This window comes from Stutzerimonas sp. LR2 (assembly GCF_055755175.1).
On the sequence record NZ_JBVTRR010000001.1, the window covers coordinates 897,369 to 922,860 of the forward strand.

Annotated in this window: 16 protein-coding genes; 11 read left to right on the forward strand and 5 right to left on the reverse strand. The window is 68.1% G+C overall.

The annotated features are described in order from the left end of the window. Window positions 1-74: 74 nt before the first annotated feature. On the reverse strand, window positions 75-1,040 hold the full coding sequence (locus tag ACVRRC_RS04225; RefSeq protein WP_011915051.1) for a TAXI family TRAP transporter solute-binding subunit: 966 nt from the start codon (window positions 1,038-1,040) through the stop codon (window positions 75-77). A gap of 605 nt (window positions 1,041-1,645) precedes the next feature. On the opposite strand from ACVRRC_RS04225, the gene ACVRRC_RS04230 reads away from it, so the two are divergent. The 4 genes from ACVRRC_RS04230 (at window position 1,646) to ACVRRC_RS04245 (ending at window position 7,476) form a co-directional block, all read left to right on the forward strand. Then, the gene (locus tag ACVRRC_RS04230) at window positions 1,646-3,232 is read left to right on the forward strand and encodes a methyl-accepting chemotaxis protein (protein WP_045157882.1); all 1,587 of its coding nucleotides are present in this window, start codon (window positions 1,646-1,648) and stop codon (window positions 3,230-3,232) included. 294 nt (window positions 3,233-3,526) lie between these two features. Beyond that, a complete protein-coding gene (locus tag ACVRRC_RS04235; protein ID WP_013984394.1) occupies window positions 3,527-3,691 on the forward strand; it encodes a hypothetical protein in 165 nt (54 codons plus the stop codon). A 151-nt stretch (window positions 3,692-3,842) separates the two neighbouring features. Then, a complete protein-coding gene (locus ACVRRC_RS04240) occupies window positions 3,843-5,423 on the forward strand; it encodes a methyl-accepting chemotaxis protein (protein ID WP_472996657.1) in 1,581 nt (526 codons plus the stop codon). Window positions 5,424-5,550: 127 nt separating this feature from the next. Next, window positions 5,551-7,476, forward strand: coding sequence for a sensor domain-containing diguanylate cyclase (locus tag ACVRRC_RS04245; protein WP_125852730.1), 1,926 nt, complete (start codon window positions 5,551-5,553; stop codon window positions 7,474-7,476). Here the strand turns inward: ACVRRC_RS04245 and ACVRRC_RS04250 are convergent. Then, window positions 7,457-8,857 carry a sensor histidine kinase gene (locus tag ACVRRC_RS04250; protein WP_125852729.1) on the reverse strand — a complete coding sequence of 467 codons (1,401 nt, stop codon included), beginning with the start codon at window positions 8,855-8,857 and terminating at the stop codon, window positions 7,457-7,459. The two genes, ACVRRC_RS04245 and ACVRRC_RS04250, sit on opposite strands and share 20 nt — an antisense overlap. Beyond that, window positions 8,850-9,521 (reverse strand): response regulator, encoded by a 672-nt coding sequence (locus ACVRRC_RS04255; protein WP_017244143.1) that lies wholly within the window; start codon window positions 9,519-9,521, stop codon window positions 8,850-8,852. Before ACVRRC_RS04255 ends, ACVRRC_RS04250 begins: the two co-directional genes overlap by 8 nt. 181 nt (window positions 9,522-9,702) lie before the next feature. On the opposite strand from ACVRRC_RS04255, the gene ACVRRC_RS04260 reads away from it, so the two are divergent. The 5 genes from ACVRRC_RS04260 to ACVRRC_RS04280 all read left to right on the forward strand — a co-directional run bounded on the left by ACVRRC_RS04260 (window position 9,703) and on the right by ACVRRC_RS04280 (window position 15,028). Further along, entirely contained in the window at window positions 9,703-10,965 is a 1,263-nt protein-coding gene (locus ACVRRC_RS04260) for an OprD family porin (protein WP_472996658.1), read from the forward strand. Window positions 10,966-10,992: 27 nt separating this feature from the next. Next, the gene (locus ACVRRC_RS04265) at window positions 10,993-11,967 is read left to right on the forward strand and encodes a tripartite tricarboxylate transporter substrate binding protein (RefSeq protein WP_013984388.1); all 975 of its coding nucleotides are present in this window, start codon (window positions 10,993-10,995) and stop codon (window positions 11,965-11,967) included. A 77-nt stretch (window positions 11,968-12,044) separates the two neighbouring features. Beyond that, window positions 12,045-12,488 carry a tripartite tricarboxylate transporter TctB family protein gene (locus ACVRRC_RS04270; protein WP_011915042.1) on the forward strand — a complete coding sequence of 148 codons (444 nt, stop codon included), beginning with the start codon at window positions 12,045-12,047 and terminating at the stop codon, window positions 12,486-12,488. Between the two features lies 1 nt (window position 12,489). Further along, window positions 12,490-14,004, forward strand: a complete 1,515-nt coding sequence (locus tag ACVRRC_RS04275; protein ID WP_013984387.1) for a tripartite tricarboxylate transporter permease — start codon at window positions 12,490-12,492, stop codon at window positions 14,002-14,004. 1 nt (window position 14,005) lies between these two features. After that, window positions 14,006-15,028, forward strand: coding sequence for an AbrB family transcriptional regulator (locus ACVRRC_RS04280; protein ID WP_045157877.1), 1,023 nt, complete (start codon window positions 14,006-14,008; stop codon window positions 15,026-15,028). Here the strand turns inward: ACVRRC_RS04280 and ACVRRC_RS04285 are convergent. Next, window positions 15,025-16,704 carry a Na/Pi cotransporter family protein gene (locus ACVRRC_RS04285; protein ID WP_019406033.1) on the reverse strand — a complete coding sequence of 560 codons (1,680 nt, stop codon included), beginning with the start codon at window positions 16,702-16,704 and terminating at the stop codon, window positions 15,025-15,027. The genes ACVRRC_RS04280 and ACVRRC_RS04285 overlap by 4 nt on opposite strands. Window positions 16,705-16,838: 134 nt before the next feature. After that, the gene (locus ACVRRC_RS04290; RefSeq protein ID WP_423565769.1) at window positions 16,839-17,726 is read right to left on the reverse strand and encodes a cache domain-containing protein; all 888 of its coding nucleotides are present in this window, start codon (window positions 17,724-17,726) and stop codon (window positions 16,839-16,841) included. Window positions 17,727-17,952: 226 nt separating this feature from the next. Here ACVRRC_RS04290 and recC point away from each other — a divergent pair, with 226 nt between their 5' ends. Both recC and recB read left to right on the forward strand, forming a co-directional pair. Next, on the forward strand, window positions 17,953-21,231 hold the full coding sequence (gene recC / locus ACVRRC_RS04295) for an exodeoxyribonuclease V subunit gamma (RefSeq protein WP_236451230.1): 3,279 nt from the start codon (window positions 17,953-17,955) through the stop codon (window positions 21,229-21,231). Window positions 21,232-21,879: 648 nt separating this feature from the next. Beyond that, window positions 21,880-25,428 (forward strand): exodeoxyribonuclease V subunit beta, encoded by a 3,549-nt coding sequence (recB, locus tag ACVRRC_RS04300; RefSeq protein ID WP_472996659.1) that lies wholly within the window; start codon window positions 21,880-21,882, stop codon window positions 25,426-25,428. Window positions 25,429-25,492: the final 64 nt, after the last annotated feature.

Consider the following 25,492-nt stretch of genomic DNA (forward strand, 5'->3'; position numbering starts at 1 on the left):
CGTGGCCATACGGCGCACGGGTTCTCAGCTGAGGCATGGCAATCAGGCCGGCGGACGACGCGGCCTGTCCAACCTTACAGCCAGCCGCGTTCCTTGTAGTAACGCTCGGCGCCTTCATGCAGCGGCGCGCTCAGGCCGACTTCGATCATCTCTTCCGGCTTCAGGTCCTTGAAGGCCGGATGCAGGCGCTGGAAGCGCTCGATGTTCTCGAACACCGACTTGACCAGCTGGTAGACCACTTCGGCATCGACCTTGGAGGTGGTGGACAGCACGGCCTTGCCACCGATGGACTGGGTCGCCTGATCGTTGCCCTTGTACAGGCCGCCGGGAATCTCGGCCTTGGTGTAGTAGCTGCGCTCTTCGAGCAGCTTGTCGATCTCCGGGCCGGTGATCGGCACCAGCACCGCGTCGGTGGTGGTGGTGGCTTCCTGGATCGCGCCGTTGGGGTGACCGACGAAGTAGGTCATGGCATCGATGTTGTTGTCGCCCAGTGCGCTGGCCTGCTCAGCCGGCTTCAGCTCGGCGGCCAGGGAGAACACCGACTTGTCCCAGCCCTTGACCTTCATGATCTCTTCGAGGGTGTCGCGCTGACCGGAACCGGGGTTGCCGATGTTGACGCGCTTGCCCTTGAGGTCATCGAGCCCCTTGATGTTGGCGCTGCGACGGGCCAGTACGGTGAAGACTTCGCTCTGCAGGGAGAACACCGCGCGGATGTCGTCCATCTTCCCTTCTTTCTCGAAGGGTGCAACGCCTTCCATTGCCTTGTACTGGTGGTCGGACTGCATGATGCCGAAGTTGAATTCGCCACTGCGCAGACCGTTGACGTTGGCCACGCCGCCGCCGCTGGCCGGGGCGTTGCACTTGATGTTTTCCGCATTGCGGTTGACGAAGCGGCAGATCGATTGCCCGGCTACGTAGTAAACGCCGGTCTGCCCGCCCGTGCCGATGGTGACGAACTTCTCTTGCGCCTGTGCCACTGTGCTCAGGCCGGTTCCCGCCAGAGCAGCGGTAAAGATCCATGCCAAGGATTTGCCTTTCATGGATGCACTCCTTTTTGGTTGTTTTCGGAATCCCGGGCATCCCTTGTGAGTCTGCGCGGAACTTGAGTCTAGCAGGCGGCTGCGCCTGGAACAGCCCACGGACCCCGCCATGCCGATCCGCTAATCCGCGCACCCTTTGCTACGACCGACTTGCCGACCAAGGGTTGCGGAGGGGCGCGCGAAATTTCTTGCTATAAAGCTGTACAGAGAAAACATAATTGTACAATATTGATATCACTTTGGCATGTTCGGAATAAAAGCCGACCAGCGGAGTAGGACTTCAGTCGCATTGCACGCGGAAAGCAGATGCCATCATTATGGCATCAGTCTCCAGGCGAGGAGACATGCTGACCGGACAGGACCGACGGGCCTGTCGACTGAAGCGCCATCAAGGATCACCCGCAGGGACGGTTCGATGCTGGCGCTTTTTTCATGCCCGTTTTCCGCGCGACAAAAACGATACAAACGACCCGTTGGGCCGTCCGAGGCAGGGACCATCACCGCAGGGTGAGCGATTGGCAGGAGCGCCCGATGCACCCGAGGTGCGTCGACCGAGACGTGCATGGCGGAACAGAACGACAACTGCCTTGCTCACGAGAGCCACCATGCGCATGAATCTGCCGGTCACCGGCCGCGATGTTTCCATCAGCGATACCGCCAATATCCTTTCCACCACGGATCTCAACGGTGACATCACCTATGTGAATCCGGATTTCATCAAGATCAGCGGCTTCGACGAGGACGAGCTGCTCGGCCAGCACCACAACATCGTGCGCCATCCGGACATGCCCCGCGAGGCGTTCGCCGACCTCTGGTCCAGCGTGCGCGGCGGCAATTCTTGGATGGGCATGGTCAAGAACCGCTGCAAGAACGGCGATCACTACTGGGTCAGCGCGTTCGTCACCCCGATCAGCCGCAATGGCCGGGTGGTCGAGTACCAGTCGGTGCGCACCAAGCCGCAGCCGGCGCAGATCGCCGCCGCCGAAGGGTTGTACGCCCAGCTGCGTGACCAGCGGCCGCCGGCGGCGCTGCGGCGTGCGCCGCTCAGCGCGCGCAGTCGCGTGGCGCTGTGCGCCGCGTTGGGTGCGGCCCCGTGCGTGATCGGCGGAGCCCTGCTCGGTGGTGTTGGCCTGGGTGTGGCGCTGCTTACCGCGACGGTGGCGGCCGCGGCGGCCAGCGCTCTAACCTACCTGGCGCTGGCGCCCCTGCAGCGACTCGCCGAACAGGCGCGCCGGGTCGGCGACAATCCGGTGGGGCAGCTGATCTACGCCGGCCGGCGTGACGAATACGGGCAAATCGCTTTTGCCATGAAGATGCTGGAAACCGAAGCCGGCGCCATGGTCGGCCGCATCGGCGACGCCTCGCGCCAGCTCAGCCAGCACGCCCAGGAACTGCTCGGCGCGATGGACAGCAGCACCGAGAGCGCGGCGCGCCAGCAGAGCGAAACCGATCAGGTCGCCACCGCGATCAACCAGATGGCGGTCAGCGTGCAGGACGTGGCGAACAACGCCCAGCGCACCGCGGAAGCGGCCAGCCGCGCCGACAACGAGGCGGCCACCGGCACCGAGGTGGTCAATCGCACCGGCGCCGCCATCGGCCAGCTGGCGCAGGACATCCAGCATGCCGGCGACGTGATCCACCAGCTGGAAGCGCACAGCAACGACATCACCAAGGTGCTCGATGTCATCCGCGGCATCGCCGAGCAGACCAATCTGCTGGCGCTCAACGCAGCCATCGAGGCGGCGCGTGCCGGCGAGCAGGGCCGGGGCTTCGCCGTGGTCGCCGACGAGGTGCGCAGCCTGGCCTCGCGCACTCAGCAGTCGACCCGGGAGATCAACGACATGATCGGCGCGCTGCAGGGCGGTGCGCGTCAGGCGGTGGAAGTCATGCAGCGCAGCCGCGAGCAGGCCATGCAGAGCGTCGAACAGGCCGAACAGGCGGCGCGCTCGCTGCAGGGCATCAACAGCCGGGTCAACGAGATCAGTGCGATGAGCATGCAGATCGCCGCGGCGGTGGAGCAGCAGAGCGCGGTCAGCGAGAACATCAACCAGAACATCGTCAGCATTCGCGGCGGTTCCGATCGTCACGTGGAGAGCGGTCTGCGCAGTCGGCAAAGCGCCTCGGGCGTCGCCGAGCTGGCCGGCAGCATGGAGATGCTGGTGCAGCAATTCTGGACACGACGACGCGGCTGACGTACAGCCGGTAACCCAGGTTGGTGCAGGGCGCAGACGCCGAACGCCGCCGCCTGCGCCGGCATCGTTGGGCTTGTTACGGCGCATGCGTGCAGGCAGAATGCCACTAGTTTCGCATGCTGCGAAAGCTGCTTTACCGCTCAGGACAATCGGACCTGATAGCTAAGGCGCCAGCCGTGACATCCCTCCGGGATGAACCTCGACTGGCGCCTTTTTTATTGCTCTGAAACCAGCCGGCCGACCACCGGGGCCAAGCCGGCACCCAATCTGCATGTGGCACACGAAGACGAACCGATGCTGACCGAAGAAGCCCTGCGTACCGCGCTGGAAGACACCATCCAGGTGCTCGAACGCACCCGCCGCTCGTTCAAGTCCCGCGAGCTCGGCCAGTTGCGCCGGCGCCTGATCGATCTGCTCGAACAACTGGAAACCGATACCGGCGAGAAAGAGGAGGGCTGACTGCACAGTCGTCACGACAGCAAGGTAAACAGCAACGCAGCAAGCAGCATGTAAACAAGAAGGTGCTTCGCACCGATCCGAGCGCCGCCACCAGAAGCGGCGCCGAACCTGCCTCGCGTACTCAGACCATTTTTCCAAGGAAGATCTGTTTATGCGCCTCAACCTGCCCGTCAGCGGCCGTGAAGTCATGGTCGGTGAAACGGCGAACATCCTGTCCACCACCGATCTCAAAGGCACCATCACCTACGCCAACCCGGACTTCGTCGCGATTTCCGGCTTTGACGAAGCCGAACTGCTCGGCGCGCCGCATAACCTGGTGCGTCACCCGGACATGCCGGTCGAAGCCTTCGCCGATCTCTGGCAGACGCTGCAGACGAGCCGCTCGTGGATGGGCATCGTCAAGAATCGCTGCAAGAACGGCGACCACTACTGGGTCAGCGCCTTCGCTACACCGGTCAGCCGCGACGGCAAGGTGGTGGAATACCAGTCCGTGCGAACCCGCGCCCAACCCGAGCAGATCCGTGCTGCCGAGGCGCTGTATGCCGCGCTGCGCGATGGCCGTGGCGCGCGGGCACTGCGTTGCACCATGGGCCTGCGCGAGCGAGTGGCGCTGCTGGCCGCCGGTGCCGGTGCGTTCGGTGTGGCCCTCGGTAGCCTGTTGGGTTCTGCTCCTGGCATTGCCACAGTGGCCGGGCTGGCGATGGGTGCGGCCGCCGCCGCGCTTGCGGCGTTCACCCTGGCGCCGCTGTCGCGCCTGGCCCGGCAGGCGCGGCGAGTGGGGCACAACCCGGTCAGCCAGCTGATCTACACCGGGCGCAAGGATGAAATCGGCGAGATCGCCTTCGCCATGAAGATGCTGGAAACCGAAGCCGGCGCCATGGTCGGGCGCATCGCCGACTGCAGCCGCCAGCTCAGCGAGCATGCCCGCAACCTGCTCGGTGCGATGCAGGGCAGCACCGAAAGCGCTTCGCGGCAGCAGCGCGAGACCGACCTCATCGCCACCGCCATCCAGCAGATGACCGCCAGCGTGCAGGATGTCGCGTTCAATGCCCAGCGCACCGCCGAGGTGGCGGCACGGGCCGACAGCGAGGCGGCCAGCGGACGGCAGATCGTCGGGCGCACCGGCGACAGCATCACCCGGCTGGCCGGTGACATCCAGCAGGCCGCCGAGGTGATTCATCAGCTCGAGAGCCACAGCCAGGAAATCAGCCGCGTGCTCGAGGTGATCCATGGCATCGCCGAGCAGACCAACCTGCTGGCGCTGAACGCCGCCATCGAAGCCGCGCGCGCCGGCGATCAGGGCCGCGGCTTCGCCGTGGTTGCCGACGAGGTGCGCCAGCTGGCCTCGCGCACCTCCCTGGCGACCACCGACATCCAGCGCATGATCGGCTCGTTGCAGGCCGGCGCGCGCCAGGCGGTGGAGGTCATGCAGCGCAGTCGCGAGCAGGCGCAGCATAGCGTCAGCCATGCGGACCAGGCCGAGCATTCGCTGAGCGGCATCAACAGCCGGGTCACCGAGATCAGCGCCATGAGCAACCAGATCGCCGCGGCGGTCGATCAGCAGAGCTCGGCCAGCGAGGAGATCAGCCAGAGCATCGTCAGCATCCGTGGCAGCTCCGATGAGCACGTCACCAACGGCCTGCACAGCCAGCGCAGCGCGTCCGGCGTGGCGCAGCTGGCCGACGGCATGCTCGAACTGGTGCAGCAGTTCTGGGCGCGACGACGGGCCTGACGGCAGCCTGTCGCCCGGAGCGGGACAACGTGCCATCACAGTGGCATCATGGCGACGAGCGCGTCGTTGGATAAATGGCGCCGGTTAGCTGGCAGTACGCCAGCCCGTTGCACCCCGAGGCAATCCCATGACACGTCTGCTCCTGCTGCTGTTGGCCTGCCTGCTGCTGTCGCCTACGGTGGCCGCCACCGCGGCCGGCTCGGCGGCGGTCCAGACACGCGGCGCCTCGACCCTGCAGCTCGGCGCCCTGGAGTACGTGCTCGGCATGCCCGCGGCGGACTTCGACGCAGCGGCCAGCGACGCCTGGCCATGGCAACCGCTGGCGCGTCCGACGCTGGGCAAGCAGCCCGACGGTGCCTGGCTGCGCCTGTCCTTGCGCAACGGCGGGACGGATGCGCGGCTCTGGTACCTGTTGCTGAAGTGGCCGGTGCTCGACCGGGTCGCGGTGCGCCTGCACTACCCGGACAGCGGTCGCTGGGGTGCCCCGATGCTGGCAGGCGACGCCCTGGCGCTGAGCGCTCGGCCGCTGGCCGACCATCATTTCGTCTACCCACTCGAGCTGCCGCCGGGCGAGCGGGCGGTGGTCTATCTGCAGGTGCAGGCCCGCGAAACCCTGGCGTTGCCGCTGGAGCTGATCGACGAGAAGCAGTTCGTCGAGGGCCGCCTGCGGGACGTCACCCTGGTCAGCCTGTTCTTCGGCGGCATCCTGGTGATCGTGCTGTACAACCTGAGCCTGCTGGTCTTCACCCGTGACGGCAGCTACTTCTTCTACGTGCTCTATCTGCTCAGTGCGGTGTTCTACGTGCTGAGCATCACCGGCTTCGGCCAGCTCTATCTCTGGCCGGAAATACCCGAGCTGTCGGCGCGCTTCTACGGACTGTCCGCCGCGCTGTGCTTCTTCACACCGATGCTGTTCGCCCTGCGCTTTCTCGGCGTGCGCCGCTACGGCGGCTGGGTGTGGTGGGTGTCCATCACGCTGACGCTGTACTGGGGCGCGGCGGTGCTGGTTCTGCTGCTGGTGCCGACGCTGGGGCGCTACCTGTTCATGGAAAGCGTCGCGCTGCTGCATTGCGGGCTGACCATGGCGGTAACGCTCAACCTCTGGGCACGTGGCAATCCGTCGGCGCGGCTGTTCAGCATCGCCTGGAGCGCGCTGCTGATCTTCACCGTGGTCAACCTGCTGGCGCTCAATGGCGTGCTGCCGCTCAACGCCTGGACCTTGAACGGCCAGCTGATCGGCATGTTCACCGAGTTCGTGCTGCTCTCCATGGCGCTGGCCGAGCGCATCAACATCGAGCGCAACCGGCGTATCGCGGCGCAACAGCTGGCCCTGGAGACCTCCGAGTCGCTCGCCGCCGAGCGCGCCCTGCACCTGCAGGCCAAGCAGGAGGCGCTGGACCTGCAGCTGCAGGCCAACGAGGTGCTGGAGGCGCGGGTCTACGAGCGCACCCGCGCGCTGGAAGAAGCCAGGCAGGGACTGGAGACCGCCAATGCCGAACTGCTGCGCCTGAGCGCCACCGACGCGCTGACCCAGCTGGCCAACCGCCGGCGCTTCGACAGCGTGCTGGACGAGGAGATTCGCCGTGCCCGCCGCAGCGGCAGCCCGCTGGCAGTGCTGCTGGCCGACATCGATCACTTCAAGCGCATCAACGACAGCTATGGCCATCCGTTCGGTGACGAGTGCCTGCGCCAGGTGGCGGCGGTGCTCATGGCGCATTGCCAGCGTGCCGGTGACCTGGCGGCACGCTATGGCGGCGAGGAGTTCGTCGTGCTGCTGCCGGCATCCGATCAGCGCCAGGCGGTTGTGCTGGCGGAGCGGATCCGCCAGGACATCGAGCGCCTGCAGCTGCGCCACGGCGACCTGCCGGTGGCGTTGACCATCAGCCTTGGCGTCGCCACCCTGGGGTCGACCTGTGTCTCGGCAGAGGCACTGCTGGCCGCTGCGGATGCGGCGCTGTATGCCGCCAAGCACGCCGGTCGCAACCGGGTGGTCTGTGCGCCCGAGGCGGCGATCGGCGAAACCGGCCCCGGCGTCAGCCCTCAGCCGGTATGAAGCGCACCCGCACCAGCAGCCCGCCCAGCGCACCCTGATCGAGGCTGATCTCGGCGCGGTGGGCGCGGACGATCTCGCCGACGATGGCCAGACCCAGGCCGGCGCCAGGGCCGCTGGTGTCGCGGCGATAGAAGCGGGCAAAGACGCGATCGCGCTCGGCGACCGGAATGCCAGGGCCGTCGTCCTCCACCTCCAGCACGGCGCCGTCGAGCACCCGCAGCACCACGTTGCCGCCACCGAGGGTATGCGCCAGGGCGTTGTCCAGCAGGTTGCTCAGCAGTTCGCTGATCAGCGTCGGCTCGCCGTCGATCCATACCGGCGCCTCGGCTTCCAGGGCCAGGGCGACGCCGCGCTTGTGCGCCAGTGCCGCCATCGCCAGGCCCAGCTCGCGGGCCAGCTGCGAGAGGTCCAGGCGCTGCGCGCCACCCTCGGCGATGGACTGTGCGCCGCTTTCGATGCGCGCCAGGGAGAGCAGCTGATTGGCCAGGTGGATGACCTTGTCGGTGCTCTGTCCGGCGTCCTCCAGGGTGCTGCGCCAGGCGGCGGGATCGGCGTCGCGCAGGCCCAGCTCGATGCGCGCCTTGAGTGCCGCCAGCGGCGTGCGCAGCTCGTGGGAGGCGTCGGCGATAAAGCGTGCCTGGCGTTCGAACTGGCCGCGCAGGCGTTCGGTGAAGCCGTTGAGCGCGACCACCAGCGGGCGCAGCTCGCGCTGCACGCTGACCAGCGGCAGCGGCCGCAGATCGTCCGGTGCGCGTTCCTGCACCGCCTCGCTGAGCCGGCCCAGCGGTCGCAGCGCGGCACTTACCGCCAGCCATACCAGCAGCAGCGCGGCGACGGCCATCAGCCCGACCCGCCACAGGGTGTCGGTGAGCAGGCTGCGCGCCATGCGCTCCCGGGCGCCGAGGGTCTCGGCCACGCGGATCTCGGCGATGCCGTTGAGCTCCGGCTCGCTGACCGGCTGCAGCAGGCTTACCAGGCGCACGCCCTGGCCCTGGAATTCGCCATCGTAGAAACGCGCCAGGGCCGGGTAATCGTCGGTGCGCGGGGTATCGGCGGCAGGGGCGGGCAGGTTCTCGTAGCCGCTGACCAGGCGCCCCTGGATGTCCAGCACCCCGTAGTAGATGCGTCCGGCGCTGTCATAGGCGAAGGTGTCGAGCGCCACGTAGGGCACGTTGGCGCGCAGCACACCCTCGTGAGTGACCAGGCCGTCGGCGATGGCTCGGGCCGAGGCGAGCAGGGTACGGTCGTAGGCGGTATCGGCAGCGGCACGGCCGTTCCAGTAGGCACTCCAGCCGCTGAACAGCAGCAGCAGCGCGAGCAGGATCGCCAGCCGGCGCAGCAGCCGGGCACGCAGGCTGCCGGCGACCTCCGGCTCAGCCATCGAGCGCCTCGAGCATGTAGCCCAGGCCGCGGAAGGTGACGATGCGCACCGGTTGGCCCTCGAGCTTCTTGCGCAGCCGGTAGACATAGATCTCGATGGCGTCGGCGCTGGCGTCCTCGTCCAGGCCGAACACCTGGGCGGCCAGCTGATCCTTGCTCATCACCCGGCCGGGACGGGCGATCAGTGCCTCGAGCACGCTCTGTTCCCGGGAGGTCAGCGTCAGCGGCTCGTCGGCCAGGCTGAAGCGCCGCGCATCCAGGTCGTAGACCAGTACACCGCAGCGCTGCTGGCGCTCGCCGCCGCCGACGCTGCGTCGCAGCAGCGCCTTGACCCGCGCTTCCAGCTCGGACAGCTCGAACGGCTTGGCCAGGTAGTCGTCGGCACCTAGGTTGAGGCCGTGCACGCGATCGCTGACCTCACCGCGCGCGGTGAGCATCAGCACCGGCAGCGTCTTGCCGCGCTGGCGCAGGCGCGCCAGCACCTGAAAGCCATCCAGCCGCGGCAGCCCGACGTCGAGAATCGCCAGCGCATAGTCCTCGCTGGCCAGCGCCAGGTCGGCGGCGATGCCGTCGTGCAGCAGGTCCACGGTCCAGCCGGCGCCGCGCAGCGCCTGCGCCACGCTCTCGGCCAGCTGGGGGTGATCCTCGACCAGAAGAATCCGCATTGCCTGTCCTCTGCCATTGCGACGGGGCGCCAGTGTAGCGGCAGACGGCAAGAGTCGCCGCAGGCTTTCGACGCTGAAAGGCTGGCGAAAGCTTGACCCCATAGGATCGCTTACAGGTGGCTCGATCCACCTCGCGCGGCGCATGCGCCGTCACAACAAAAACAATAGTGGAGATACCCCGATGCTGACTGCCGTCAGACGCTCACCCGCTCCTGCTCGTCTCGCTCTCGCCGTTGCCGCCGCCTCGCTGGCGCCGCTCGCCCAGGCCGCGTTCATCGAAGACAGCAGTGCAACCCTGCAGACCCACAACATCTACCTGAACCGCGATTTCCGCGAAGGCACCGCCCAGTCCAAGCGCGAAGAGTGGACCCAGGGTTTCATCCTCGACGTGCAGTCCGGCTTCACCGAAGGCACCGTCGGCGTCGGTCTGGATGCGCTGGGCATGCTCGGCGTCAAGCTGGACTCCGGCGGTGGTCGCGCCGGCACCGACCTCTTGCCGGTGCAGGACGATGGCGGCACCCCGGACGAGTTCAGCCGCCTGGGCCTGACCGCCAAGGCGAAGATCGCCGAGACCGAGCTGCGCTATGGCTCGCACATCCCGGAGATGCCGGTGGTCAAGGCCAGCGACAGCCGCACGCTGCCGCAGGTGTTCGAAGGCGGCACCGCCACTTCCAAGGATATCGAAGGGCTGACGCTGATCGGCGGGCGCCTGGACAAGGTCATCGACCGCGCTTCGACCAACTCCCAGGACCTGCAGCTGAACAACAAGAACAGCCGTTTCGCCAGTGCCGCCGAGGCCGATCACCTGACCTTCGCCGGGGCCGAATATGCCTTCAACAAGAACCTCACCGGCCGCTACTACTACGGCGAGCTGGATGACGTGTACCGCCAGCATTTCTTCGGCCTGCTGGCGGTCAAGCCGCTGACCGACAACTCCGCGCTGAGCGCCGATCTGCGCGTGATGTTCAGCGACGACACCGGCGCGGCCAACGCCGGCAAGATCGACAACCAGGCCTGGAACGGCATGCTGGGTTACAGCCTCGGCGGGCACAAGGTCAGCCTCGGCTACCAGCAGATGCGCGGCGATACCGGCTATGCCTATATCGATGGCAGCGATCCGTTCCTGGTCAACTTCGTGCAGATCAACGACTTCGCCAACGCCGACGAGCGCTCCTGGCAGGCCCGTTACGACTACAACTTCGCCGCCATGGGCATCCCCGGGCTGACCTTCCTGACCCGTTACATCTCCGGCGACAACGCCGAATACGCGGGCGGCAGCAACGGCAGCGAGTGGGAACGCGACATCGAGCTGAAGTACGTGGTGCAGAGCGGCCCGCTGAAGAACGTCGCGGTGCGCTTGCGCAACGCGATGTTCCGCTCGGACTTCGCCCGTGACGCCGACGAGAACCGTCTGATCGTCAGCTACAGCCTGCCGATCTGGTAAACAGAACAAGAACGCGAGGAACACCCGATGAAAACCAGACTCAGCCGTATCGCCCTGCTGTCGTCCTGCCTGCTGCTCTCCAGCCAGCTGCTGGCCGAGCCCAAGCGCCCCGAGTGCATCGCCCCGGCCAAGCCCGGCGGCGGTTTCGACCTGACCTGCAAGCTGGCCCAGAGCGGCCTGAAGGACGCCGGCCTGCTCAAGGCGCCGATGCGCGTCACCTACATGCCCGGCGGCGTCGGCGCGGTGGCCTACAACGCCGTGGTCGCCCAGCGCGCCGCGGAGGCGGGGACCATCACCGCCTTCTCCAGCGGCTCGCTGCTCAACCTCGCGCAGGGCAAGTTCGGTCGCTATGACGAAACCGCGGTGCGCTGGCTGGCCGCGGTCGGCACCGACTACGGCGCCATCTCGGTGCGTGCCGATGCGCCCTACCAGGACCTCGACGACCTCATCGCCGCGGTGAAGAAGGACCCGGGCAGCGTGGTGTTCGGCGCCGGCGCCACCATCGGTGGGCAGGACTGGATGCAGACCGCACTGATCGCCCGCGCCGCCGGCGTCGATCCGCAGAAGCTGCGCTATGTCGCCTTCGAAGGCGGCGGCGAGACGCTCACCGCCATGCTCGGCGGCCATGTGCAGGTCACCTCCAGCGGCCTCGGCGAAGTCACCCCGCAACTCGACGCCGGCAAGATCCGCATCCTCGCCGTGCTCTCCGACGAGCGCCTGCCGGGCAAGCTGGCCGACATCCCCACCGCCAAGGAGCAGGGCTACGACATCAGCTGGCCGGTGATCCGCGGCTTCTACATGGGCCCGGAAGTCTCCGACGAGGACTTCAACTGGTGGAAGAGCCAGTTCGACAGCCTGCTGGCCGACGAGGACTTCGCCAAGCTGCGCGAGCAGCGCGACCTGTTCCCGCTGTCGATGACCGGCGACGAGCTCAAGGCCTTCGTCGAGAAGCAGGTGCAGGACTACAAGGCGCTGGCCGGCGAGTTCGGCCTGGTCAAGTAACGCGAACCGGCCCGCGCCCGCGGGCCGCACGGCGGGCCCGGCAACTGCCGGGTCGCCGAACCCTGAGGTATCCCGTCATGTACGTACGTGTCTTCGCCGCGGCGTGGCTGCTCGCCTGCGCCGGCCTCGCCCTGCTCGCCTGGGGCTTCGAGGCGCCCTTCGCCTACGACCCGGTCGGGCCGCGCGCCTATCCGCTGCTGCTGCTGTTCCTGATGGCCTGCGGCGCGGCGTGGCTGCTGTTCAAGCCGCACGGCGAGCCGACGCCAGCGTTCGATCGTGCCAAGGCGCAGCGGGCCGTGCTCTGCGTGCTGGCGCTGCTGGCCTATGCCCTGCTGTTCGAAATCCTCGGCTTCGTCATCAGCACTGCCCTGGCCGGTTTCGCCCTCGGCCTGCTGTTCAACGGTCGCCTGTGGCCCAGCGTGATCAGCGGCGTGCTGCTCGGCGTGCTGCTCTACGGGCTGTTCGATTACCTGCTGGACGTACCGCTGCCGCTCGGCCTGCTGCGTCTGCTGGAGAGCTGATATGGAAACTTTGAATTTCTTGATGCAGGGCTTCGATGTCGCCACCCGGCCGACCAACCTGCTGGTGGCGCTGTTCGGTGCCTTCGTCGGCACCGTCGTCGGCCTGCTGCCCGGCCTCGGCCCGATCAACGGCGTGGCGCTGCTGCTGCCGTTGGCCTTTGCCCTCGGCCTGCCGCCGGAGACCGCACTGATCCTGCTCGCCGCGGTGTACCTGGGCTGCGAATACGGCGGCCGTATCTCGGCGATCCTGCTCAACGTGCCCGGTGACGCCGCGGCGGTGATGACCACCCTCGACGGCTACCCGCTGGCGCGTCAGGGCAAGGCTGGCATCGCCCTGTCGCTGTCGGCGGTGAGCTCGTTCATCGGCAGCATCATCGCCACCTGCGGCGTGGTGCTGTTCGCTCCGCTGCTGGCCAAGTGGGCGGTGGCCTTCGGCCCGGCGGAATACTTCGTGCTGATGATCTTCGCCATCGCCTGTCTCGGCGGCATGGTCGGCGACAAGCCGGTGAAGACCCTCATGGCCGCGCTGATGGGCCTGGCGCTGGCCACCGTCGGTGTCGACTCGACCACCGGCGTCTACCGCTTCACCTTCGGCAGCGTCAGCCTGTCCGACGGCATCCAGTTCGTCATCGTGGTGATCGGCTTCTTCAGCGTCAGCGAGATCCTGCTGATGCTGGAAAAGACCCACAGCGGGCAGAAGGCGGTCAAGGCCAGTGGCCGGCTGCTGTTCAACTTCAAGGAGTTCTGCCTGACCTTCTGGACCATGGTGCGCAGTGCCGTGGCCGGCTTCGTCATCGGCACCCTGCCGGGCGCCGGGGCGACCATCGCCAGCGCCATGACCTACATGAGCGAGAAGCGCATGGCCGGCGACAAGGGCCGCTTCGGCGATGGCGACCTGCGCGGCCTGGCGGCACCGGAAGCCGCCAACAACGCCTCGGCCTGCGGTTCGCTGATCCCCATGCTGACCCTCGGCGTGCCGGGTTCGGGCACCACCGCGGTGATGATCGGCGCACTGACGCTGTACAACATCACCCCGGGCCCGCTGTTGTTCGAACAGCAGCCGGACGTGGTCTGGGGCCTGATCGCCTCGCTGTTCATCGGCAACGTGATCCTCTTGATCATGAACATCCCCCTGGTCGGCCTGTTCTCGCGCATGCTCAGCGTGCCGAACTGGGTGCTGGTACCGACGATCACGGTGATCAGCATGGTCGGCGTGTATTCGGTGCACAGCACCGTGTTCGACCTGGTGCTGATGGTCGGCCTCGGCGTGTTCGGCTACCTGCTGCGCAAGCTGGACTTCCCGCTGTCGGCACTGATCCTCGGTTTCGTCCTCGGCGAGATGATGGAAGACAACCTGCGCCGCGCACTGTCGATCTCCAACGGTGAGCTGGGCATTCTCTACGGCAGCCCGATCACCCTGGCACTGTGGGGGCTGACCGTGGCGATGCTGGCCATGCCGGGGCTGCGCTGGTACCTCAAGCGTCGTCGCGGCAACGCGGTCGAGGCACAGGCCTGATATGCACCAGCGGCTGCCGGCCTGGTGGGCAACGCCGCTGATCGGTGCGTTCGGCGGCTGGCTGGCGAGCCTGGCCAACTGGCCGCTGCCGTGGATGGTCGGCTCGCTGCTGGCGGTGATCGCCGTGCGCTGCAGCGGCTGGCTGGTGAGCGAAGTGCCGCGCGGCCGGCAGGTGGGGCAGTGGATCGTCGCCAGCGCCATCGGCCTGCATTTCACCGGTGAAGTGATGCGCGAGGTGCTGGCGCACTTCGGCGTGATCCTCGCCGGCGCCGTCGGCACCCTGCTGCTGGGGCTGATCGGCATCTTCATCCTGCTGCGCAGCGGCAGCGACCGTGCCACTGCATTCTTCGCCAGCATGCCGGGTGGCGCCAGCGAGATGGTGGTGCTGGCCAACCGGCACCAGGCCGAGGCGGCCAGCGTGGCGGCGGCGCACAGCCTGCGCCTGCTGCTGGTGGTGCTGATCGTGCCAGCGCTGTTCACCTGGGGGTTGCCGACCGTCGCGGCGCCGCCCGCGGCCCCGGTGAGCTGGCCCTGGCTCGCCGTGCTGCTGCCAGCCGGTGGTCTGCTGGCGCTGCTCTGGAAGCGCCTTGGCCAGCCCAACCCCTGGATGCTCGGCCCGCTGACCGCCTGCGCGCTGGCCAGCGTGGCGTTCGACCTGCACATCGGCCTGCCGGGCTGGGCCGGCGCGCTCGGCCAGTGGCTGATCGGCTGCTCGCTGGCCTGTCATTTCGATCGGCCATTCTTCCGCAGTGCGCCAGCCTTCCTGTTGCGCATCCTGCTGTTCACCCTGCTGGCCATGCTGGTCGCCGCCGCGCTGGGCGGTGCCCTGGGCTGGCTGACGGCGCTGGACGAGGTGTCGCTGATGCTCGGCATGATGCCCGGCGGCATCACCGAGCTGTGCCTGACCGCCGAAGCCTTGCAGCTGTCGGTGGCGCTGGTTACCGCGGTGCAGGTGCTCAGGCTGTTTCTGGTGATGTTTCTCGCCGAGCCGTTGTTCCGCCTCTGGCAGCGCCGCGCAGGCTAGGCGGGACGCCCCGGCAAGTGCGGCTCGCTGGGCAGCACCTCACGGTTGGTGTCGCCCGCAGTGCGCGGCTTGCCCGGGCCTTCCAGAGCCGGATAGGCGGCGCTGCAGAACAGCGAATTGAGCCGTTTCATGTCGGCAATCAGCTCCAGATGCGCCGCGCTGGTCTCGATGCTTTCCACCACCTGCCGGTGCAGCCGATGCACATGGGAATGGGCCAGCTCGCGCTCCAGTTTGCGGAACTGGCGCTTCTGCTGCAGAAGCTGGCGCGCACCGTGGGAGTCGCCGGAGATGAACACCGACAGGCCCAGCCGCAGGTTGGCGCTGAGCTGGGCATGCAGCTGGCCGAGTTCCTCCAGCCCGCTGTCGGAGAAGGAACGGCGCTTGGCGGTCTTGAGGTTCTGCACCTTGCTCGCCATGTGCTCGATGATGTCGCCGGCCTGCTCCAGATTGATCGCCAGTTCGATGATCTCCGCCCAGCGCCGGCCCTCCTGCTCGGCCAGGTCCTCGCGGGGCATCTGCGCCAGGTAGAGCTTGACCCCGCTGTAGAGCGCATCGACGTCGTCGTCCAGGCGGCGGATCTCCTCGCCCGGTTCGGCACGGTCCTCGCGCAGCACTTCCAGCAGGCGCGCCAGCATCAGCTCCACCATGTCGCCGATGCGCAGGGTCTCGCGCACTGCATTGGCCAGTGCCAGGCTCGGTGTGTCCAGCGCCGTCGGGTCGAGGTGCCGCGGCTGCGCCACGCCGTTGTCCAGCTGGCGCTCGGGCAGCAGGCGCTCGCACAACCGGCTCATGGGGTGCACGGTGGGCAGCAGGAGCAGGCAGCGCAGGCTGTTGTAGACCAGGTGGAAGCCGATCACCTGGGTCTGCGCGCTGTAGCCGAGGGTGTCCATCCAGGCCACCAGCGGCACCAGGAAAGGCAGCACGATGAGGCCGGCGAGCTTGTACAGCAGGTTGCCCAGCGCCACCCGCCGCGCCGAGGCCGGCTGCAGGCTGGCGTTGAACCAGGCGAGCAGGCCGCTGCCGATGTTGGCGCCGATCACCAGGCCGAGCGCCACCGGCAGGCTGATCAGGCCCGCGCCGGCCAGCGTCGAGGTCAGCAGCACCGCCGCCAGGCTGGAATACGACAGGACGGCGAACAGCGCACCCACCAGCACCGCCAGCAGGGTGTCGCCGGCCAGGGAGGAGAACAGCACCTGCATGCCGCGCGCCTCGGTGATCGGCTCGGCGGCGTGCACGATCAGCTGCAGGGCGAGGATGATCAGGCCGAGGCCGATCAGCACGCGGCCGATCTGGCCGGTGCGGCTCTGCTTGCGCGAGAGGAACAGGCAGACGCCGACCAGCGTCAGCAGCGGCGACAGCCAGGAAAGGTCGAGGGTCAGCACCCGGGCCATCAGCGCGGTACCGACGTCCGCGCCGAGCATGATCGCCAGTGCCGTGGGCAGCCCCATCAGGCCCTGAGCGACGAAGGAAATGGCCAGCAGTGCGGTGGCATTGCTGCTCTGCACCAGCGCGGTGACGCCGATGCCGGCGCCGAAGGCCAGCGGCGCGTTGCCCATGCTCTGGCCGAGCATGCGCCGCAGGTGCGAGCCATACACCCGCATGATCCCGGTGCGCACGATATGCGTACCCCAGACCAGCAGGGCAATGGACGACAGCAGGTGCAGCAGGGTCAGCATGGTTCGGGCTCCTGCCCCGGCGAGCGGCAACGACGAAGGCCGCGTCATGAAGACGCAGATCTGCACCGGGGATAATCGATTGACCCTGGCCCGCCGGCCCCGTTCACCGAACCGTCACAAACCCCGCGAGCGCCTCAGGGGCGGGTGTAGTAGCCCACGCCCAGCAGCACGTCGTCGACCCGCTGGATCAGCGTGTGCTTCTGCTCGACCGCATTGGTCGCCGGGTTGCGCCAGACGTAATCCACCGTGCCCGAACCCTGCTTGCGTGCCAGTTCGATCATGTCTTTGAACAACGGCTTGCCGGCGGCGTCGGTGACGCTGCGCACATCGACGCCCACCAGGTTCGGCGAGCTGCCGCTGGCGCGGTAACGGCCGTCGTCGAGGCCGATGGCGAAGACGTATTCGTCCTGGAAGACGAAGCCGCCGCGCGGGTCGTTGAAGCTGCGGAAGGCTGCCTCGGCGCCCTTGTCCTTGACCTGCCGAACGGCGCGGTCGAGCAGCGCCTTGGCATGTTCGGCCGTGGCGCGGGGGATGTAATAGCCGACGCAGAGCACATGGTCGCCGACCTTGCGGAACTGGCTGATCTTGTTCTCGACCTTGTTGTCGGCGGGGTTGAGCCACTTGTACTCGACTTCGCCGCTTTCCTGCCTGGCCGACTTGTCCAGCAGCTCGCGCATGAACGGCTTGCCGGAGGCGTCCTTCAGCTCGCCGACGTTCAGCCCCACCAGGCTGGCCGACGGTCCGCTGCTGGCCTGCATGGTGCCGTCCTCGCCGAGCACGAAGATGTAGTACTGGCCGCGGACGAACTCACCGTTGCGGTCGTTGAAGGCGGCCAGCGCCTGTTCCGGGCCCTTGGCCTGGAAGGTCAGCACGGCCTGGTCGAGCAGGGCGCGAGCCTGGCTGGCGTGGCTGCGCTCCACCGAGCCAAGGGTGCGTTGCGGGGCCTGCTCCTGGGCATGCAGCAGCGGCGTGGCGCCCAGGGTGGCGGAAAGGGAAAGGACGAGCAGCGTCTTGCGGTTCATGAACGACTCCCGAGCGGATGGCGGGCGACCAAGCAGCCGCCCCTCAAGCCCATGCTAGGCAGCCGCGGCGCAATTGATATTGGTCGAGAGAAGCAAAAGGGCAGGGCGAAAGGAGGAGAAATACCGCGACACGGCCTGTCGCATCCGGGATGCAGACTCAAGCGCACGGCTCGCTCCCCTGCGGAGCGGCCTGTAACCTAGCGACTTCTGTTCACGCGGTGCGCCCATGCTCAGCCTCTACCACGCCCCTGATCTCGAAACCCTCGGCGAACTGGCCACCACGCTGCTCGCCCAGCCGCTGGCCGACCCCTTCGCGCCGGCGCGGGTGGTGGTGCCGAGCCAGGGCATGGGCCGCTGGCTGACCCTGGAGCTGGCGCGCCGGCAGGGCATCGCCATGCAGCTCGAGCTGCAGCTGCCGGCGGCCTTCGTCTGGGACCTGAGCCGCACGGTGCTGGGCAGCCTGCCCGAGCAGTCGGCGTTCTCCCCGACCACCCTGACCTGGCGCCTCTACGGCTGGCTGTGCGAGCCGGCCAATCTCGAGCTGGCGCCGCGTTTGGCGCAGTACCTCGGTGGCGGCGATGAGCGCCGGCGGCTGTCATTGGCGGCCAAGATCGCCGACGTCTTCGACCAGTACCTGCTCTATCGCGACGACTGGCTGGCGGCCTGGGAGCGCGGCGAAACCCTCGACCTCGGTCCCGACGAAGCCTGGCAGGCGCTGCTCTGGCGCGAACTGACCAAGGACGGCCACCCGCACCGCGCGCGCCTGCTCGGCGACCTGCTGCAGCGCCTGTACCGCGACGAGCCGTTGCCGGACCTCCCCGAGCGCCTGCTGGTGTTCGGCATCAGCAGCCTGCCGCCGCACCATCTTCGTGTGCTCGACGGCCTGGCGCGGCATATCGACGTGGTGGTCTGCGCGCTCAACCCAAGCCGCGAAGCCTGGGGCGAGATTCGCGATATCCGCGAGCTGGCCAGGCAACCGGAGAGCGGTGTCGATGACTGGTATCTGGACGTCGGCCATCCGCTGCTGGCGAGTCTCGGCAAGCAGGGCCGCGACTTTTTCGACTCGCTGTTCAGCCTGACCGCCAGCGAAGGCAGTCAGGAATTCGGCCTGTATTCCGAAGACGAGGACCTGCACGACGACAGCCTGCTGCATGCCTTGCAGAACGACATCCTGCGCCTGCGCACCCGCCTGCCCGATGAGCGGATCACTCTGGCCGAGAACGACCGTTCGCTGGAGGTGCATATCGCCCACTCGCCGCTGCGCGAGGTGGAAATCCTCCACGACCAGCTGCTGGCGCGCTTCGCCGCCGACCCGGCGCTGACGCCGGATCAGGTGGTGGTGCTGACCCCCGACATCGAACGTTATGCGCCCTTCATCGAGGCGGTGTTCGCCCCGCGCGAGGGCAGCCCGCGGATTCCCTACAGCCTCGCCGACCGCAGCCTGCGCGCCGAGGTACCGTTGATCGAGGCCTTTCTCGAACTGCTGTTGCTGGCGCAGAGCCGTTTCTCCGCCGAGGAAATCCTCGCCTGGCTGGAACAGCCGGCCATCGCCCGCCGCGCCGGCATCGAGAGCGAAGACCTGCCGCTGCTGCGTGACTGGCTGCGCGAGGCCGGCGTGCGCTGGGGCCGCGATGGCGAGCAGCGCGCACGGCTGGGCCTGCCGGCCGAACCGGCCTTTACCTGGCGCCAGGGGCTGGACCGCCTGCTGCTGGGCTTCGCTGCACCGCCGCAGCTGGCCGGCGACCGCGCGCCCTTGCTTGGCGAGCACTGGCCGCTGGACGCGCTGGAGGGCGCGCGCGGGCAGTTGCTCGGGCGATTGGTGGGCTTCGTCGAGCGGCTCGGCAGCCTAGCCGATCAACTGGCTCGGCCGCGCCCGCTGGCCGAGTGGGCGGATGACCTGCAAGTGCTGATCGATACGCTGTTCGACGAGCGCGAGGCCGGCGAGACGCTGCTGCTGCTCTCCCAGGCCTGCGCCGCCCTGCGCGATCAGGCCCAGGCCGCCGACCTCACCCGGCCCATCGAGCTGGAACTGGTGCACCAGCAGCTCAGTGCCGCGTTGCAGCAGGGCGGCGGCGCCTCCGGCTTTCTCACCGGTGCGGTGACCTTCTGCACCATGGTGCCGATGCGCAGCCTGCCGTTCCGCGTGGTCTGCCTGCTCGGCCTGGACGATGGCGCCTTCCCGCGGCGCACGCCGCCGTCGGGCTTCGACCTGATCGGCCGACATCCGCGCCGTGGCGACCGGGCGCGGCGCCTCGACGACCGCTACCTGCTGCTGGAGACGCTGCTCTCGGCGCGTCAGGCGCTGTACCTGTCCTATGTCGGCCGCGACCCGCGCGACAACGCCGTGCTGCCGCCCTCGGTGTTGCTCAGCGAGGTGCTGGAGGCGGTGGACATGACCGCCGTGCTGGCCGACGGGGCGCGGCCGGTCAGCCAGAAGATCCTCATCGCGCATCCGCTGCAGCCGTTCTCGCCGCGTAATTTCGGCGAAGCGCCCTGTGCCGGCTATTCGCTGCCCTGGTTCCGCGCCGCCCAGCGCCTGGCCGAGCCACCACAGGCGCAGGCGCAACCCTTCGCCAGCCTGCTCGCCGAACCCGATGAGGCCTGGCTGACCATCGAGCCGTCGCAGCTGCTGCAGTGCTTCCGCCACCCGGCGCGCTTCCTGCTCGAACAGCGCCTCGGTCTGCGCCTGGCCGATGATCAGGAATCGCTTGCCAGCGACGAACCGTTCGACCTGGAAATGCCGGCCTGGAACGGCCTGCGCCGCCTGTCGCTGCAAGCGATGGAGCAGCGCTGGAGCGACGAGGAGGAGCGGCGCATGGCCTGCGCGGCGGGCTGGCTGCCCACCGGTGAGCTGGGCCAGGCGCTGTGGGGCAAACTGCGCGGACCGGTGCGTGCATTTGCACCGCGGCTGTTCGAACTGCGCCCGGACGCCGTGCCCGAGCCGCTGCCGGTGGACATCAACCTGGCCGGCGTGCGCGTGCATGGCTGGATTGATGGCGTGACGCCGGGCGGGCTGTTCGGCTGGAAGCTCGGCCGCCTCGGCGAATGGGATCTGCCGCCGTTCTGGCTGCGCCACCTGCTGCTCAACCTGTGCGCCACGCCCGGCATCGAACGCCACAGCCTGATGCTTTCGCCGGCCGGTGACTGGCAGCTGGGGCCGCTGGCCAATGCCGCCGAGCTGCTGGAGCCCTGGCTGGTGGCCTACCGCAGCGCGATCCGCGAGCCACTGCCGCTGTTGCCGCGCAGCAGCCAGGCGTTCGCCCGCGGCTACCGCAAGCCGAGCCGCGGCAGCGAGCCGCTGGACTGCGCCCGCAAGCGCGCCCGCGAAGCCTGGTTCGGCGCCGAATTCAGCCCCATTGCCGCCGAAGCCGAAGACCCCTGGAACGCCTTGGCCTTCCGCGACAGCGATCCGCTGGACGAGCGTTTCGAAACCCTGGCCGAACAGCTGATCGGCCCGGCGTTGGATGCGTTGGCGGATGGAGAGGAGCAGAGTGATGACGTCTGAAGCATTGTGTCTCCACTTGCTGCCGTGCCTGTTCGACGGTCAGGGTTTCGCCCCTGACGGGCGAGTCACTTTCTCTTTGCTTGTGCAAAGAGAAAGTAACCAAAGAGAAAGCACACCCCGCATCCGGCCCCGGCTGCGCCGGGGTTCCCTCGTTCCATCGCTGCTCCAGGGGCACGCTCAGAAGGGACGTCCCTGTCCCTTCGGAGCTCTCGCGGCGTCCATGCCGCTCGACCCCTTGCGCATCGACTCCACTCGGCCTCCTGAGGGGCCCCGGTTCGCGGCGCCAGCTCATGTCGGTATACGTGCTTTTCGCGGTGGCATCGGCTTCTTGTTTTTCAGGCGCAGGCGCTGTCAGGCGACTCATGAATCCCCTTCAGGAGGCCGAGCGCAGGCGTTGTGTAGGGGGACGCGAGGCATGGATGCCGAGCGAGGCGCGAAGGGACAGGGACGTCCCTTCGCGGCGTGCCCCCGGAGCAGCGCCGGAGCGAGGGAAGTCTGGCCGCGCAGCGGCCAGACCCGGATGTTGGGGTGCCCTTCTTCTTGCTTACTTCTTCTTGGGCAAGCAAGAAGAAGTAAGGCGCCCGGCGGGGCGCAACCCGAGGGTGCGGCCAGCACTGCAAAGTCGGCTTTGGCTCGGAGGATCAAGCCATGAAACTCGACCTCCTCGACTCGCCCTTCGACGGCCGCTCGCTGATCGAAGCCAGCGCCGGCACCGGCAAGACCTGGACGCTCACCGCGCTCTATGCGCGTCTGCTGCTGGAGCGCCAGCTCTCGGTGGGGCAGATTCTGGTGGTCACCTACACCACCGCCGCCACCGCCGAGCTGCGCGAGCGCATCCGCGCGAGGCTGGCCGATCTGCTGGCGGTTTATGACGGCACGCCGAGCAGCGATGACTTCCTCAATCGCCTGCACGCCCGCTATCCGGACGACGCCTCGCGGCGGCGCCTGTTGCTGGCGGTGCACGGCTTCGACGAGGCGGCGATCTTCACCATCCACGGCTTCTGCCAGCGCGCCCTGCAGGATGCCGCCTTCGAGGCCGGCGGCGACTTCGACAGCGAGCTGACTGCCGACGACCGCGAGATCATCGACGCGCTGCTCGCCGACGCCTGGCGCAGCGAGCTGGCCGATGCCGACCCGGCCTGGGCACGCTTCCTGGCCAAGAGCCGGATCACTCCGCAGTGGTTGCGCCAGCGTCTGCGCAGTCATCTGGGCAAGCCCTATCTGCGGGTCGAGCCGCAGGGCGTGCCGGTCGCGGCCGATCTGCGCCCGGTCGAGGCGGCCTGGCAGCGGGCTGCCGAGTTGTGGAAGCAGGCGGGCAGCGCCTGGGTCGCCGAATTGCTGGCGCATGGCGGGCTCAGCCAGAGCACGCACAAGAACGTCAAGTTTGCGCCATGGCAGGCGGAACTGGACGCCTATTTCGCTGATCCGGCGGTGATGTTCGACCTGCCCGAGGGCGCGGCGAAGTTCGGCGTGCGGGCGCTGAGCAAGGCCTGCAAGAAGGGCTTCGACGCGCCGGTGTGCGAGCTGGCCCAGGCCCTGGACGAGCTGGTCGATCAGGTGGCCGACGCATTGCCGGCCGGCAAGCAGCGGCTGATCGCCCTGCAGGTGGCGCTGCTCGAGCGGCTCAACCGAGAGTTGCCTGAACGCAAGGCGGCGCAGCGGCTGCTGGCCTTCGACGACCTTCTGAATCGTCTGGATCAGGCACTGCAGGGCCCGGTCGGCGAGGACCTGGCGGCATCGCTGCGTGCGACCTATCCGCTGGCGCTGATCGACGAGTTCCAGGACACCGACCCGATTCAGTACGCCATCTTCGACCGCATCTATGCCAAGGGCCGTGATGCCTCGCTGTGCTTCGTCGGCGATCCCAAGCAGGCGATCTACGCTTTCCGCGGCGCGGACCTGGCCACTTACATGACGGCCAAGCAACAGGCCGATCGCGAGCCCTTCAATCTGCCGACCAACTACCGCTCGACGCCCGAGCTGATCGCCGCGCTCAACCAGCTGTTCGACCATCCGCAGCCGTTCGCCCAACCCGACCTGCGTTATCCAGCGGTAGGTGCCGCCGACAAGCCGCGTGCGAGCCTGCGTCTGGCAGAGGAGGGCGAGGCGGCGCCGCTGTCGCTGGTCTGGCTCGGCGACGATCCGCTGGGCAAGGCCGAGGCCGCGCAACTGGCCGCGGCCGACACGGCGCGACGCATCGCCGTGCAGCTGGCCGCCGCCGCCGAGGGCCGCGCCGGCTTCGCGCAGGGCGACCGGTTCACCCCACTCAAGGGCGGCGATATCGCCGTGCTGGTGGCCAATCACCGCCAGGCCGGGATGATCGCCGATGAGCTGGCCGCGCGTGGCGTGCCCAGCGTGCGCCGCGGGCGCGACAGCGTCTGGCGCAGCGAGGAGGCCGCCGAACTGGCCGCGGTGCTTGCCGCCTATGCCGAGCCGGGACGCGAGGGTTTGCTGCGGCATGCCCTGGCGACGCGCCTGCTGGGCCGCAGCGCCGCCGATCTTGCCCGCTGCCAGGATGACCAGCATGAATGGGACGCCGAGCGCGAAGCCGCCGAGCGCTACCACCAGCTCTGGCAACAGCAGGGCTTCATGCGCGTGTTCCGCGCCTGGCTCGACGAGCAGGCGGTGGCCGAACGTCTGTTGGCGCGAGTGGATGGCGAACGGCGGCTGACCAACCTCTTGCACCTCGGTGAGTTGCTGCAGGCCGAGAGCCTGCTGCGGCCCGGGCTCGAGCCGCTGCTCGCCTGGTTCAATGCCCAGCGCGGCAGCGAAGGCGCCGGTGAAGAAGCGCTGCTGCGCCTGGAAAGCGATGCCGAACGGGTGCAGATCGTCACCATCCACACCAGCAAGGGTCTGGAATACCCCTTGGTGTTCTGCCCGTTTCTCTGGGACGGCAAGCTGCTCGGCAAAAACCAGGACAGTGCCCGTTGTCACGATGCCGATGGCCAGCCGCTGCTGGACCTGGGCAGCGGCGAATTGGAGGACAACCTCGAACGCGCCCGTCAGGAGGTGTTCGCCGAACAGCTGCGGCTGGCCTACGTCGCCCTGACCCGCGCGCGTGACCGGCTCTGGCTGCATTGGGGGCCGGTGAGCCTGCCCAAGGCGAAGAAGGATGGCAATCTGCCCGAGGAAGGCTTGCACAGCAGCGCCCTGGCCTGGCTGCTGCACGGCCGCGAACTGCCGGGCGAGCAGCCACTGACGGAGCTGGGCAACCACCTGGCTGGCCTCAACGGCGGAAGCCTGCGCCTGGCCATCGAGCGCCTGGTCGCCACGAGCGACGGGCGCATGGCCTGCCTGCCGCTCGAGTCGCGTGAGGCCAGCACCCAGGGCAGCGGCCGCGCAGCGCCGCCCGAGCAGCTGGCGCAGCTCAACCGCAACCTCTACAGCGCCTGGCGCATCGGCAGCTTCTCCGGGCTGGCCGCCGGCATGCACATGGAAGCGCCGGACCGCGACGCCCTGGCGATGCCCGATGCCGGCGAGCCGGGCAGCGGCTTCTTCGCCTTCCCACGCGGCGCGCGGGCCGGTACCTGTCTGCATGCCATCCTCGAGAACTGGGCGCGGGGCAAGGGCGAGCTGGATGCGCTGGTCGAGCCGGCGCTCAAGGCCTACGGCCTGCCGCTGGAATGGAAGGAGATAGCCATCAGCCACCTGCAGAAGGTGCTGGAAACCGATATGGATGGCGCCGGCCTCACCCTCGCCGCGCTGAAATCGGCCAGACGCCTGCCGGAACTGGGCTTTACCTTCCCGGTGCGGGATCTGGACGTGGCGCGCCTGCGCGCCTTGCTGACCGACCCGGCCAACGGACTGGCCGCACCGCTGCGCGAGGCCGCAGCGCGGCTGGAATTCGACAGCCTCAAGGGCTTTCTCAAAGGCTTTATCGACCTGACCTTCGAGCACGGCGGCCGCTGGTACATCGCCGACTACAAGTCCAACTGGCTCGGCCCGGACGCCAGCTACTACGGCGGCGAGCGGCTGCTGCAGGCGCTGGCCGGCGAGCATTACTACCTGCAATACCTGATCTATCTGGTGGCGCTGCGCCGCTTCCTGCGCCAGCGCCTGGCGGATTTTCGCGACGAGCAGCTGGGCGGCGCCTTCTACCTGTTCCTGCGCGGCATGCCCGAGGCCGGCGTCTACTTCGCGCGGCCGGACGATGCGCTGCTCGATGCGCTGGATCGACTGTTCGAGGAGGGACGGTGATGGTGCGCTTTGGCGGTCTTGACCGCGAGAATGGGCGTGGCAGCGCTTTCCTGCCGACCAGGAG